The organism is Promicromonospora sp. AC04 (assembly GCF_003058225.1).
Lineage (GTDB): Bacteria > Actinomycetota > Actinomycetes > Actinomycetales > Cellulomonadaceae > Promicromonospora.
This window is the reverse complement of record NZ_QBUG01000016.1, coordinates 1-13,612: the sequence shown is the minus strand read 5'-3', so window position 1 is coordinate 13,612 and position 13,612 is coordinate 1. Positions and strand designations below refer to the sequence as shown.

Below are 13,612 nucleotides of genomic sequence, written 5' to 3'. Positions count from 1 at the left end.
ACCGTCAGTCGTTCTGCCAGTCGTGCTGCTCGTCGTTTCGTCAGTCCTCCACGACCTCTGGCATTTCGTATCTCAGATCGTATATGGTCGGCGGTAGTACGGCAATGCCGGCCCCCGGCCCAACCACCACGACGCGCCTTCCGACGACGGCAGGCCCGGATGACAAGGGAGTCATGCGATGACACGTCCGATCCCGGACGGGCCCACCGCGGCCCGTACCTCCTCGTCCCGCGAGCGCCGCCGCGTCGTCCTCGCGACCGTCGTCGGCACGACCGTCGAGTGGTACGACTTCTTCATCTACGCCTCCGCGGCCGGCCTCGTCTTCGGCCAGCTGTTCTTCGAGCCCGCGGGTCCGAGCCTCGGCACTCTCCTGGCGTTCGGCTCGGTGGGCGTCAGCTTCCTCTTCCGCCCGCTCGGCGCGTTCATCGCCGGGCACCTCGGCGACAAGTACGGACGGCGCGTGGTGCTCGTCCTGACCCTGGTGCTCATGGGTATGGCGACCGCGCTCATCGGCGTGCTGCCGACGTATGCCCAGATCGGCGTCGCGGCTCCGATCCTGCTGGTGCTGCTGCGGATCCTCCAGGGCATCTCGGCCGGCGGCGAGTGGGGCGGGGCCGTGCTCATGTCCTGCGAGCACGCGCCGGTGCGCCACCGCGGGCTCTTCGGCGCCTCGCCCCAGATCGGCGTCCCGCTCGGCCTGCTGCTCGCGTCCGGTGTCCTCGCCGTCATGACCGCCGTCGCGCCCGGCGACGCGTTCCTCGCCTGGGGCTGGCGCGTCCCGTTCCTGCTGAGCGTCGTGCTCATCGGCATCGGGTACTGGGTGCGCCGCAGCGTCGAGGAGAGCCCCGTGTTCGTGGAGATCGCCCAGCGCGCGGAGACCACCCGCCAGCCGCTGCTGCAGCTCTTCCGCAAGCACACGCCGCTGGTGCTGGTCGCCGCGCTCGTCTTCGCCGGCAACAACGCCGTGGGCTACATGACCACAGGCGGCTACATCCAGCGCTACGCGTCCGACCCGGCGGGTCCCGTCGGGCTCGGCCAGGGGCCGGTGCTGTGGGCGGTGACGGTCTCCGCCGTCGTCTGGCTCGCCTCGACGTGGACGGCGGGGGCCGTGTCCGACCGCCTCGGCCGCCGCACCACCTACGTGATCGGCTTCGTGGTGCAGCTCGCGGGTGTGCTCTTGCTGTTCCCGCTGGTCAACCGCGGAACGTTCGAGTCGCTGCTGCTCGGCCTGGTCCTCCTGTCCGTCGGCCTGGGGTTGACCTACGGTCCGCAGGCGGCGTTCTACGCCGAGCTGTTCCCGGCGTCGATCCGGTTCTCCGGCGTCTCGATCTCGTATGCGATCGGGTCGATCCTCGGCGGCGCGTTCGCGCCCACCATCGCCACGGCGTTGGTCCAGTCCAGCGGCACGACGACCTCGGTGACCCACTACCTCGCCGGCATGACCGTGCTCGGGCTGGCCGCGACGCTCATCCTGCGCGACCGTACGGGTATCCCGCTCGGCCCGGACCACGAGGAGCTGCAGGCCACCAGCCCGATCTACGGCCTGGCCAACGCCTGAGCGGCCCACACCCCGCGACGGCACCACGAGCAGAACGGACGAACGATGCAGTTCCACCACCACGGCTATGTGACCGGCGACCCATGGCTGCAGCCCGCTGCGGGGTACGGCCTCGACCGGCCCGCCGAGCTGCCGGACGAGGTCGACGTGCTCATCGTCGGCAGCGGCCCGGCGGGCATGATCGCAGCCGCTCAGCTCGCGCAGTTCCCGGGCATCCGCACGCACGTCGTCGAGCGGCGGGCCGGGCGCCTCGAGATGGGCCAGGCAGACGGCATCCAGGCGCGCAGCGTCGAGACGTTCCAGGCGTTCGGGTTCGCCGAGCGGATCACGACCGAGGCCTACCGGATCACCGAGATGGCGTTCTGGAAGCCCGACCCCGAGAACCCGGAGAACATCGTCCGCGCCGCCGTCCCGCCGGACGACCCGGACGGGGTCAGCGAGTTCCCGCACCTGATCGTCAACCAGGCGCGGGTACTCGACTACTTCGCCGAGGTGGCGGCCAAGGCGCCCGCCCGGGTGACCCCGGACTACGGCCTTGAGGTCGTGGGTCTCAGGGTGGCGGACCAGGGCACGCCGGGGCAGGGCACGCCGGGGCAGGGCACGCCGGACCCGGACACACGCGAGCAGGGCGGTTACCCGGTAACTGTCACGCTGCGGCACACGGCCGGGCCCCGGAAGGGCAGCACCCGCACGGTACGGGCCGCCTACGTCATCGGCTGCGACGGGGCGCACAGCGCCGTCCGGGAGGCGATCGGCCGCAAGGCCGTGGGCGACAAGGCCAACCACGCCTGGGGCGTGATGGACGTGCTCGCCGTGACCGACTTCCCGGACGTGCGCACCAAGTGCGCCATCCAGTCGCACGACGGCGGGTCCATCCTGCTCATCCCGCGCGAGGGCGGGTTCCTTGCACGCTGGTACGTCGACCTCGGCGAGGTCCCTCCGGACGACGACGGCGGCGTCCGCGCCACCCCCCTGGAGGAGATCGCCGCCCGGGCCAACCGGATCATCCACCCCTACACGCTGGACGTGAAGGACGTGCCCTGGCACAGCGTGTACGAGGTGGGCCACCGGGTCACCGACGGGTTCGACGACGTCCAAACCGAGGCCACCGGCACCCGCACGCCCCGGGTGTTCCTCACCGGCGACGCCTGCCACACCCACAGCGCGAAGGCCGGGCAGGGCATGAACGTGTCGATGCAGGACGGCTGGAACATCGCCTGGAAGCTGGCGCACGTGCTCACCGGCCGTGCGCCGGAGACCCTGCTGGCCACTTACTCGGCCGAGCGGCAGGTCGTCGCCCAGAACCTCATCGACTTCGACCGGGAATGGTCGCGCCTCATGGCCACGCCCCCCGAGGACCTGCCCGACGCGACCTACCTCGAAGACTTCTACGTCAAGACGGCGGAGTTCCCCGCCGGGTTCATGACGCAGTACCAGCCGTCGATGATCGTGGCCGACCAGGCCCATCAGGGCCTCGCCCCGGGCTTCCCGATCGGCAAACGGTTCAAGTCGGCCCCGGTGGAGCGCGTCGCCGAGGGCAACCCAGCCCATCTGGGCCACCACGCCCGCGCCGACGGACGGTGGCGCGTCTACGCGTTCGCAGACGCCGCCGCGCCGGGCGAGCCGTCGGCGCTGCGGGACTGGGCGCAGTGGCTGGGCACCGCGCCCGGCTCGCCGCTGCTGCGGCACACCCCGGCGGGGACCGACCCGGACTCCGTGCTCGACGTCAAGGTCGTCTACCAGCAGGACCACTTCGCCGTCGAGTTCGCCGACGTGCCCGACGTCTTCCGGCCCCGGGTCGGCCCGTTCGGGCTGGTCGACTACGAGAAGGTGTACGCCACCGACCCAGCCCACGACATCTTCGAGCTCCGCGGCATCGACCGCGGCGGTGCGGTGGTCGTCGTCCGCCCGGACCAGTACGTGGCCGCCGTCCTTCCCCTGACCGCGACGGACGAGCTCAGGGAGTTCTTCGCCGGGGCGCTGCTGCCGCAGGACAGCACGAACACCGAGGAGAACGCATGACCAGCACCCACGAGTCCGACCTGCTCGCCGCCGTCCCCGACGGGCTCCTCGTCGGCGGCCGGTGGCGTCCCGCCGCGTCGGGTGCCACCCTCACCGTCGAGGACCCGGCGACCGGCAAGACCATCAGGACCATCGCCGACGCCGGCGCCGAGGACGGCATGGCCGCGCTGGACGCCGCGGTCGCCGCGGCAGCCGAGTGGGCGGCGGCACCCGCCCGGGTGCGCGGCGAGATCCTGCGGCGCGCGTTCGACCTGCTGCAGGAGCGTCGCGAGGACTTCGCCCTCCTGATGACCCTCGAGATGGGCAAGCCGCTCGCGGAGGCACGCGGCGAGGTGACGTACGGCGGCGAGTTCCTGCGCTGGTTCGCCGAGGAGGCCGTACGGGTCACCGGCCGCTACGGGCCGAACCCCGAGGGCACGGGCCGCATGATCGTCAGCCAGCACCCCGTCGGGCCCTGCTTTCTCATCACCCCGTGGAACTTCCCCCTGGCCATGGCCACGCGCAAGATCGCGCCGGCCCTGGCTGCCGGCTGCACCGTGGTCGTCAAGCCCGCGGCGCTGACGCCACTGACCACCCTGTACCTCGCAAGGCTGCTGCAGGACGCCGGCCTGCCCGACGGCGTGGTCAACGTGATCACCACGTCCAGCTCGGGCGCCGTCTCCGGCCCGATCATCGCCGACCCGCGGCTGCGCAAGCTTTCCTTCACCGGGTCCACCCCGGTGGGCCAGAGGCTGCTGGCCCAGGCCGCGCCCGGCGTCCTGCGCACGTCGATGGAGCTGGGTGGCAACGCCCCGTTCGTGGTCTTCGAGGACGCCGACCTGGACGAGGCGGTCAAGGGCGCGCTCGCGGCCAAGTTCCGCAACATCGGGCAGGCCTGCACCGCCGCCAACCGCTTCATCGTGCACACCTCCGTCGCCGACGAGTTCGCCCGCCGCGTCACCGCCGCGGTGAACGGCTTCGTGATCGGCCGCGGCACCGAGCCCGGCGTGACCATCGGCCCCCTGGTCGACGACAAGGCCGTCGCGAAGGCCGAGGCGCTGGTCGACGACGCGGTGACCCGGGGCGCTCAGCTCGCCACCGGCGGCTCGCGCATCGACGGTGCGGGCAGCTTCTTCGAGCCGACGGTCCTGACCGGCGTCGCGCCCGGCAGCGACATCCTGCGGGAGGAGATCTTCGGCCCGGTGCTCGCCATCGCAACGTTCGACACCGAGGACGAGGCGGTCGCCCTGGCCAACGACACGGAGTACGGGCTCGTCTCGTACGTCTACACCGAGAGCCTGTCGCGCGGCCAACGCATGATCGAGCGCCTGGAGACCGGGATGATGGGGCTCAACGTCGGCGTCGTCTCCAACGCCGCGGCGCCGTTCGGTGGCTGGAAGATGTCCGGCCTGGGCCGCGAGGGCGGCGCCGAGGGCATCCACGAGTACCTCCAGACCAAGTACACGCTGACCCCGGCCTGACGGCAGCCGGTACGGGGCCGGCGGACCCACGGCGACATACCCGCGGCGATATACTCAGGGCGTCAAGGCGGACGACACCGCCTGCGCTCGAAAAAGGGGCGCGCACCGGGCCCAGCGCCCGCACGGGACACATACGGACCGCACCACTCATCCGTCACTGTTCTCCCTGGAGGCCCCGTGCCCACCGTGTCCGCCCATGTCGCCCACACCCTCGCCCAGCACGTCGACCACGTCTTCGGTGTCATGGGCAACGGCAACGCCTGGTTCCTCGACGCCCTCGAGCGCTCGACCACCGCGCGGTTCACCGCCGTCCGGCACGAGGCCGGTGGCGTAGTGGCCGCCGACGCCCACTTCCGCGCGTCGGGCCGCATCGCCGCCGCGACCGCCACCTACGGCGCCGGCTTCACCAACTCGCTCACCGCGCTCGCCGAGGCCGCGCAGGCCCGGGTTCCGCTGGTGCTGCTGGCGGGCGACGAGCCGACGTCGGGCCCGCGCCCCTGGGACGTGGACCAGATAGCGCTCGCGGCCGCCGTCGGCGCCCGCACCTACACGGTGGGCCGCGCGGACGCCGCGGCCACGAGCGTCATCGCGATCGAGCACTCCCTGACCTACCGGGTGCCCGTGGTGCTCGCGATCCCGTACGACGTCGCCGCGCTGGAGGCCGGGCCGATCCCGGACGCCCCGCAGCCCGTGCTGCCCAGCCCGATGGCCCCGGCCGGCCCGTTCGACGCGGCCGCCATCACCGACCTCGCCCGCCACCTCGCCGACGCCGAGCGGCCGCTCCTGCTCGCGGGTCGCGGCGCCTGGCTCGCCGGCGCGGGCGACGTGCTCGGCGAGCTCGCCGAAGCGACGGGGGCACTCACCGCTACGACGGCGCTCGGCTGCGGCATCTTCCCCGACGGCCGGTACGACCTCGGCGTCGCCGGCGGCTTCGGCGCCGAGGGAGCTATGGCGCTCGTGCGCGAGGCGGACGTCGCTGTCGTGCTGGGCGCCTCGCTCAACCAGTTCACGATGCGGTTCGGCGAGCTGTTCGCGCCCGGGACGCGCGTGGTCCAGGTCGACATCGCGCCCGCCGCGACGCACCGGCACGTCGGCGGCTTCATCCGGGGCGACGCCGCGCTCGTGGCGCGCGCCCTGATGGACGAGCTGCACACCCTGCGGGCGAAGCCGTCCGGGTGGCGCGAGACGGTCGACGTCGCCGCGGCCCGCACCTACGAGACCGGCCCGGCGGACGGGATCGCGCCCGACGGGCGCCTCGACCCGCGCACCGTCGCGCACCGCCTCGCCGACCTGCTGCCCGCCGACCGCGTCGTCGTCTCCGACGGCGGGCACTTCATCGGCTGGGCGAACATGTACTGGCCCGTCGCCTCCCCCGACCGCATGGTCATGGTCGGCACCGCGTACCAGTCCATCGGGCTCGGCCTCCCCAGCGTCGCCGGCGCCGCCGCGGCCCGCCCGGACGACGCCGTGGTGCTCACCACCGGCGACGGCGGCGGGCTCATGGCGCTGGCCGACCTCGAGACCGCCGTCCGCACCGCCGGGGGCCGCGGCATCGCCGTCGTCTGGAACGACGCCGCCTACGGCGCCGAGGTGCACGTGTACGGACGGCAGGGCATTACCAAGGAGCCGATGCTGATCCCCGAGACCGACTTCGGGGCCCTCGCCACGGCGGTCGGCGCGGAGGGCGTCGTCGTGCGCTCGCTCGACGACCTGGACCGCGTGGCGGCGTGGGCCGCCGAGCCCGTCGTCGACCGCCGGTTCCTGCTGCTCGACTGCCGCATCTCGGCGTCGGTCGTCGCCCCGTACCAGGAGGAGATCCTGCGGGCGAGCCGCGCTCGCTGATTCCTCTGGCGCGCAGGTTTCACGGAGGTGGACAGGGCGCGCACGCGGGGTCTCGTGGTGTACGGGGCAAGGTCGGCCTGAGGCGCCGGCGCGACGCACGGCACCTCAGGCGCTGTCGTCACGCGTCCCTGACGACGCTCCTTGGGCTCGGCGGGACGGGCTGAAGCCTCTGCAGCTGGGTGACGTGCTGCGGGCCGAGCTCGTCGAGGGAGGCGACCTCGAGCAGCTTCATGGTGCGCACCACCTGCTCGGACAGGATGGCGATGGTCCGGTCGACCCCGGCACGTCCGCCGGCCATGAGCCCGTACAGGTAGGCGCGGCCGACGAGCGTGAAGCGGGCCCCGAGGGCGACGGAGGCGACGATGTCGGCGCCGTTCATGATGCCGGTGTCGATCATGACCTCGAGGTCGTCGCCGACCTCGCGCACGACGTCGGGCAGCAGGCGGAACGGGACGGGCGCCCGGTCCAGCTGCCGTCCGCCGTGGTTGGACAGCACGATGCCGTCGACGCCCAGGTCGGCGAGCTTCTTGGAGTCCTCGACGTTCTGGACGCCCTTGACGACGATCTTGCCGGGCCACATCCCGCGGATCACGTCGAGGTCGGCGAAGCTGATCGACGGGTCCATCGCCGAGTCGATCAGCTCACCCACCGTGCCGCCGGTGGAGGTGAGGGAGGCGAACTCGAGCTTCGGCGTGGTCAGGAAGTCGTACCACCACCACGGCCTGGGGATCGCGTCCAGGACGGTGGAGAGCGTCAGCTGCGGCGGGATGGAGAACCCGTTGCGCCTGTCCCGCAGGCGCGCACCCGCCACGGGCGTGTCGACGGTGAAGAACAGGCTGTCGAACCCGGCCGCGGCCGCGCGTTCCACCAGCCCGTAGGACACCTCGCGCTCGCGCATCACGTACAGCTGGAACCAGTTGCGCCCCCCGGGGTTGGCCGCCTTCACGCCCTCGATGGACGTGGTGCCGAGGGTGGACAGCGTGAACGGGATGCCGGCGGCGCCCGCGGCGCCGGCGCCGGCGGTCTCACCCTCGGTCTGCATGAGCCTCGTGAAGCCCGTCGGCGCGATGCCGAACGGCATCGCGGAGGACCCGCCGAGCACGGTCGTCGACGTGTCGACCTTTGACACGTCCCGCAGGATCGAGGGGTGCAGCTCGATGTCCTGGAACGCCTGGCGCGCTCGGGCGAGCGAGATCTCCCCCTCCGCCGCGCCCTCGGTGTAGTCGAACACCGCTCGCGGGGTACGACGCCGGGCGATGTCCCGCAGGTCCTCGATGGTCAGGGCCGCGTCGAGACGCCGCTTGCGGGCATCCAGCTCGGGCTTCTTGAACCGCATGAGCTCGAAGAGCTCGGCCGGCTTGGGTAGCTGACGCTTGACCATGCGTGCTCCCCCTCTCCGCGCGACATCGCGCTGTGGCGTGCACGCACGCTAGAACATGAATCGTTTCAAACGCTAAGGCGTGGAGCCCTCGCCGTCAAGGCAGGCCAGCGCGGGTGGCAGACGCTCAAGCCACCAGGATGACTTGAGCGTCCGACAGACGCGGGAATGACCCGAACGTCCGACACGCACGCGGAGGCGGGGCCACGGCCTGTCACGCCGCGGCGGGCGGGATGTTCTGGTTCAGGTGGAACACGTTGTCCGGGTCGTAGGTGCGCTTGACCGCGGCGAGCCGGGCCAGCTTCTCCGGCGGATAGGCCCGCCGCACGCCGTCGGCGCCGTCGTCGCCGAGCACGTTGACGTAGACCCCGCTGGCGAACGGTTCCAGCAGGGTCGCGCTCGTCCGCGCGGCGGCGATCCGGTCCTCGTCGTCGTCCGGGTCGGTCCAGGACGCGGCCACGACGTACTCGAACCGCACGTCGCGCTGGCTGAACGCGGTCTCGTCGTCCGGCACCTCGGCGATGGCGCCGCCGTACGCCTGGAGCCCCGCACGCACGTCAGGTCCGTGGCTCAGCAGCGCCTCGAGCGCGGCATCGGGCAGCTCGCGGAAGTAGTGGCCCTTCCAGTAGCGCCGCAGGGCGTGGCCCTCGGTGGTGTCCTCCCGGGTCTGGAGGTCCAGGTAGGACAGCTCCTCTATCCGGCGGTCCGTCGGGCTGCCGAGCGCGTCGAGCGCGTCGAGCTCCCTGGCGTGCGCCCGGCCCTCGTCCGGGTCGCCCACCCAGACGAAGCCGAGCGTCGCGACGCCGTCGTGCACGGATGCGGTGTACGTGGCCTGCCTCGGGGCGTACGCACTGAGGTCGCGCCACCGGAACGCGGCGGACGCGGCATCACCGACAGGAAAGTCGAGCCCGACGCTGAGCGCGCGGGTCCCGACGTCGTGCAGCCGGAACTCGAACTCGGTCACCACGCCGAAGTTCCCGCCGCCGCCGCGCAGCGCCCAGTACAGATCGGGCCGCTCGTCGGCCGAGGCGCGAACCACCTCCCCGGCGGCGGTCACCACCTCGTACGAGACGACGTTGTCGCAGGCCAGCCCGTACTGGCGGGCCAGCCAGCCCATCCCGCCGCCCAGGGTGAGCCCGCCCACGCCGGTGTGCGACACGTTGCCGGCCGTCGTGGCCAGGCCGTGCGGCTGCGTAGCCCTGTCGAGCGCCCCGAGCAGCGCGCCGCCCTGCGCCCACGCCCGCTTGCGCTCCGGATCGACCCGGACCGCACCCATCGGGGTGAGGTCGATCATCAGCCCGCCGTCGGGAACGCCGTGCCCGACGACGCTGTGGCCGCCGCACCGGACACCGATCTCCAGGCCCTCCCGTCGCGCCAGCGCCAGCGCCGCCACGACGTCGCCGGCCTCTCGGCACCGGACGACCAGGGCCGGCCGGTGGTCCACCATCGCGTTCCACACCGTGCGCGCCTCGTCGAAACCGGCGTCGCCCGGATAGCGGAGATCGAGCCCTGACACCGCGGAAGCGTCGGTCGTGTCCATGCTCTCGTTCCTCCTCATAAGGGGTCCGGTCGCACCCGGCCCTGGCACAGGAGAGACCGCCCGTCGTCGCCGAACTCATCGCAGGGCCTCCGCCGTCGGCGAACACGGGCACAACGCGGGCGCCCTGAACGCTCCACTGGTGTGGCCCTCGACACCCCACCGGACGACGGAACCGAGCCGTTGCGCCCCGACGACACCGACGCCGAAGCGCTCGACGCGTACTCGCGCGCCGTCGTCGCGGTCGCCGATGCCGTGCTGCCCAGCGTCGCGAGCCTGACCATCACGACCCGCAGGGGGCAGGGCGCGGGCAGCGCGAGCGTCATCACGAGCGACGGATTCCTGCTCACCTCCGCGCACGTCGTCGCGGGCGCCGAGACGGCGGACGCCGCGTTCGCCGACGGGACCCGCATGCGGGCCGACGTCGTGGGCCGCGACCCGCTGTCGGACCTCGCCGTGCTGCACGCCCGGTCCGACGTGCCCGCACCGGTGCCGCTCGGGGACGCCGCGCGGCTGCGCGTCGGCCAGCTCGTCGTGGCGCTGGGCAACCCGCTCGGGCTCGCCGGAAGCGTCACGGCGGGCATCGTCTCGGCGCTGGGCCGCTCACTACCCACGGGCAACGGTCGAGTGGTCGACGAGGTCATCCAGACCGACGCCGCCCTCAATCCCGGCAACAGCGGGGGCGTGCTCGCCGACAGCACCGGGCGGATGGTCGGCGTGAACACGGCGGTGGCGGGCATCGGCGTCGGCCTCGCAGTGCCGATCAACGCGACCACGCGCGAGATCGTGACGACCCTGATGACCTCGGGCCGCGTCCGTCGCGCGTGGCTCGGCATCGCCGGGGCGCAGGCGCCTCTGCCGCCTCGCCTCGCCACGCGTCTGGGCACACCGACGGGCCTGCAGGTCGCGGACGTGACGCCCGGCAGCCCCGCGGCGGACGCCGGCCTGCTCCGCGGCGACATCGTGGTCGAGCTCGACGGCGAGCCGGTGGTCACCGTGACCGCGGTGCAGAAGGCTCTGGTCGAGGGCGCGATCGGACGCCGCATCGAGGTCACCGTGTGGCGGCACGGCGCGCTCGTCGACGTCATCGCGTATCCCCGCGAGCTCGCCTGAGCGTCCCGGAACAGCCGGGCGCCGCTCGACTTGACCAGGGTCACCCGGCGGCGGAGTGTGGGTAGGGACGGCAGCGCCGTCCGGACGCTGCCCCGAGCACTAGGGAGTCCGTCATGTACGTGCGTACCACCGAGGTCCGAGGAGATCCCACCAGGATCGGCGACGGGTTGCGGGCCATTCGTGAGGAGGTCTTCCCGGCAGTCAGCGAGATGGACGGCTGTGTCGGGATGTCGCTGCTGGTCGACCGGGAGACCGCGCGCTGCGTCGCCACGACGTCGTGGCAGACCGAGGACGCCATGCAGGCGAGCGCGGACCTCGTGCGGCCGCTGCGCGACCGCGCCGAGCGAGCCCTGGGCGCCACCGGCGGCAGCAAGGTCCACCAGTGGGAGGTCGCCGTCGTCCACCGCGATCACGCCGCGCCCGACGGCGCCTGCGCCCGCCTCACCTGGCTCAGCGGTGACCCGGGCATGGTCGACCGGGCCATAGACATCTACCGGATGGTCATCCTGCCGCAGATCCAGGAGTTCGACGGATTCTGCAGCGCCAGCCTGATGATCGACCGCGAGGCCGGTCGGGTCGTCGGCACGGCCGCCTTCGACAGCCGCGCAGCCGTCGAGGCCAGCCGTGAGGCCACCGCCGGCATCCGCGAGCGAATCGTCCGCGAGCTCGGCGCTACCGTCGACGACGTCGAGGAGATGGAGATCGCGTTCGCGCACCTGCACGTTCCCGAGATGGCCTGACCCACCGTCACCGTCACCGTCGCAGGCCGAGGTCCCGCAGCTCCAGGTCCGCCAGCCTGCGCACGACGGCGGGGTCGCCGTCCCGCCACGCACCCACCGGGTCGTCGGAGATCCGGGTCAGGGCCCGCAGCGGCTGGTTCGCAAGGGCGCGCAGAGCCAGCAGCGCCGGATCCGACCCGGCGAGGTGCCGTGCGGCATACGCGCGCCGCACGAACCTGATCCGTAGCGGCACGTAGAGCACGGCGACCAGCAGAACCGGGATCAGGAACACCGCGATCCCGGCCAGCAGCGCGACGTCCTCGACCGTCTCGACCTGGGAACGACCCGCGGCGGCGAGGCTCTCCGCCGCCTCCGCCGCGCCGCTGAAGGGCGCGGCGAGGTCGTCCCCCACGCCCGGAAGCCCGCCGATCCGGCCCTCGACGTCGTGGAATCGGCCCGCCATGTCGTCGGCCGCCGACGCCGTCGCCCGGCCGGGCCCGGCAAGCTCCAGCGTCGACTCGTGGACCTGACGGCCCACCCATGCCCAGCCCGCGATCCAGGCGAGCAACATCAGGTCGCCGAGCACCTGGCGGGCACATCGTGCCGGTGCGGCCGCGTACAGCCTCATGGTCTGGCCCTCCGGACGTCGACGGGTTGCACGCCGCACCGTATCGGACCTACGCCACAATCCGGGCCGAACGGACCGATCTGTGGTTGCATACTCCCCGACTTGTTCCTGACATTGCGGAGGTATTGCCCATGACTGCCGACGACGAGCTGACCCGGACCTTCGTCGAGTTCGACGGCGACGCCGACGGTCGCATCACCGCCGACGAGTTCCGCCAGGCCATGGGCACCCGCGGCGAGGAGGTCACCGACAAGGACCTCGACGAAATCTTCGGCAAGGCCGACCACGACCAGGACGGCCGGATCGACCTCACCGAGTTCACGGAGGCGTGGGACGCCTGAGGCGCCCTGCACGCGCGGGCGCCCGGACACGCCTCGCCCGCGACACCTAGGCCGCGCGGTCTCCGTAACGCCCGGTCTGCCAAGGCGGACCGGGTGTGCTTCTTGGTCTTCGCCGGGCTCGGCTCGGCAGGTGACCGGGCCTGCTGGGCTTGCCTGGTCCACCGGCCTGGTGGTCAGGTCTGCCGGTCGGGTCTGCTGGTCAGGCCGCGGGGCCGCCGGCCCGGCGGGTTAGGCGGCTTCGGCGTCGGTCGGTGGTGGGGTGTCGATGGCTTGGGGTAGTCGGATGTGGTGGCCGCGGGCGTCGGTGAAGGCCCACCCGGTCTCCACCAGCGCCCCGACGGTGCTGGTGGTGGGCTTGCCGGTCCAGTGCATGGCGATGCCACGCGCGTCCACCAGCTGGTGATGGAACCAGCACAACAACGCACTGTTCGCGACGGACGTATCACCACCGTCGGCCCAGTGCCTGACGGCGTGGTGGACCTCGCACCGTGACGGCGGCTGATCACATCCGGGATACACGCAATGCTCATCGCGGGCGATGACGGCGCGCCGCATCTGCCCGGTCACGGTCCGCTGCGCGCGCCCCACATCCAGCACGGCGCCGTCGGGCCCGAACACGACCCTCGTGATCGCACTGTCGCACGCGAGGCGGCGCAGCAGGGCTCGTGGTGCACGACCACCGGTCTCGGTGAACACCGGGCTACCCGAGGTCAGCAGCCCGGACACCACCGCGCCTGCCGCGCTTCCGCCTACCGTGCCCGTCGCGCCCGCCGCGCTTCCGCCGGCCGTACCCGCTGCGCTCCCGCCGGCCGTGCCGGGGTCGCTCACGTCTGCGGTGCCCGCGAGACCTCCGCTCGGGGTGCTCGCCGTGCCCGCCGTGCCCGCCGTGCCTGGGGTGCTTGTCCGGGTGCCGTGTGCGGGGGTGGTGTGTCCGCAGGTCAGGCACAGGCCGTCGCGGGTGCGGGTGGTCTGGGTGACCAGCTCCGACCACGACACGGTCACGTTCAGGTGGGG

At 72.6% G+C, this 13,612-nt stretch carries 11 protein-coding genes; 7 read left to right on the top strand and 4 right to left on the bottom strand.

Translation table 11 applies throughout. The annotated features are described in order from the left end of the window. Positions 1-178 precede the first annotated feature (178 nt). From C8K30_RS28960 to C8K30_RS28945, 4 genes are all read left to right on the top strand, one after another. Positions 179-1,558, top strand: coding sequence for an MFS transporter (locus C8K30_RS28960; RefSeq protein WP_108496377.1), 1,380 nt, complete (start codon positions 179-181; stop codon positions 1,556-1,558). 45 nt (positions 1,559-1,603) lie between these two features. After that, on the top strand, positions 1,604-3,580 hold the full coding sequence (locus tag C8K30_RS28955) for an FAD-binding monooxygenase (RefSeq protein WP_108496376.1): 1,977 nt from the start codon (positions 1,604-1,606) through the stop codon (positions 3,578-3,580). Next, positions 3,577-5,040, top strand: a complete 1,464-nt coding sequence (locus C8K30_RS28950) for an NAD-dependent succinate-semialdehyde dehydrogenase (RefSeq protein ID WP_108496375.1) — start codon at positions 3,577-3,579, stop codon at positions 5,038-5,040. Before C8K30_RS28955 ends, C8K30_RS28950 begins: the two co-directional genes overlap by 4 nt. 177 nt (positions 5,041-5,217) lie before the next feature. Beyond that, positions 5,218-6,882 (top strand): thiamine pyrophosphate-binding protein, encoded by a 1,665-nt coding sequence (locus C8K30_RS28945; RefSeq protein ID WP_108496374.1) that lies wholly within the window; start codon positions 5,218-5,220, stop codon positions 6,880-6,882. Positions 6,883-7,000: 118 nt separating this feature from the next. Here C8K30_RS28945 and C8K30_RS28940 read toward each other — a convergent pair whose 3' ends face one another. Together C8K30_RS28940 and C8K30_RS28935 are read right to left on the bottom strand one after the other, a co-directional pair. Continuing rightward, complete coding sequence (locus C8K30_RS28940; RefSeq protein ID WP_108496373.1) at positions 7,001-8,263, bottom strand: alpha-hydroxy acid oxidase; 1,263 nt, start codon at positions 8,261-8,263, stop codon at positions 7,001-7,003. Positions 8,264-8,474: 211 nt separating this feature from the next. Beyond that, positions 8,475-9,800: an FAD-binding oxidoreductase gene (locus C8K30_RS28935; RefSeq protein WP_108496372.1), complete on the bottom strand. Its 1,326-nt coding sequence runs from the start codon at positions 9,798-9,800 to the stop codon at positions 8,475-8,477. Positions 9,801-9,941: 141 nt separating this feature from the next. Between C8K30_RS28935 and C8K30_RS28930 the strand changes: the two genes are divergently transcribed. Both C8K30_RS28930 and C8K30_RS28925 read left to right on the top strand, forming a co-directional pair. Then, positions 9,942-10,910 (top strand): S1C family serine protease, encoded by a 969-nt coding sequence (locus C8K30_RS28930; protein ID WP_369941648.1) that lies wholly within the window; start codon positions 9,942-9,944, stop codon positions 10,908-10,910. A gap of 113 nt (positions 10,911-11,023) precedes the next feature. Then, the gene (locus C8K30_RS28925) at positions 11,024-11,650 is read left to right on the top strand and encodes an antibiotic biosynthesis monooxygenase (RefSeq protein WP_108496371.1); all 627 of its coding nucleotides are present in this window, start codon (positions 11,024-11,026) and stop codon (positions 11,648-11,650) included. A gap of 13 nt (positions 11,651-11,663) precedes the next feature. On the opposite strand, the gene C8K30_RS28920 is transcribed toward C8K30_RS28925, so the two are convergent. Further along, positions 11,664-12,257: a hypothetical protein gene (locus C8K30_RS28920; RefSeq protein WP_108496370.1), complete on the bottom strand. Its 594-nt coding sequence runs from the start codon at positions 12,255-12,257 to the stop codon at positions 11,664-11,666. Positions 12,258-12,388: 131 nt separating this feature from the next. Between C8K30_RS28920 and C8K30_RS30850 the strand changes: the two genes are divergently transcribed. Then, entirely contained in the window at positions 12,389-12,598 is a 210-nt protein-coding gene (locus C8K30_RS30850) for an EF-hand domain-containing protein (RefSeq protein WP_158281161.1), read from the top strand. 228 nt (positions 12,599-12,826) lie between these two features. Here C8K30_RS30850 and C8K30_RS28910 read toward each other — a convergent pair. Then, a partial coding sequence (locus C8K30_RS28910) for an HNH endonuclease signature motif containing protein (protein ID WP_146197637.1) occupies positions 12,827-13,612 on the bottom strand: 786 nt, incomplete at its 5' end.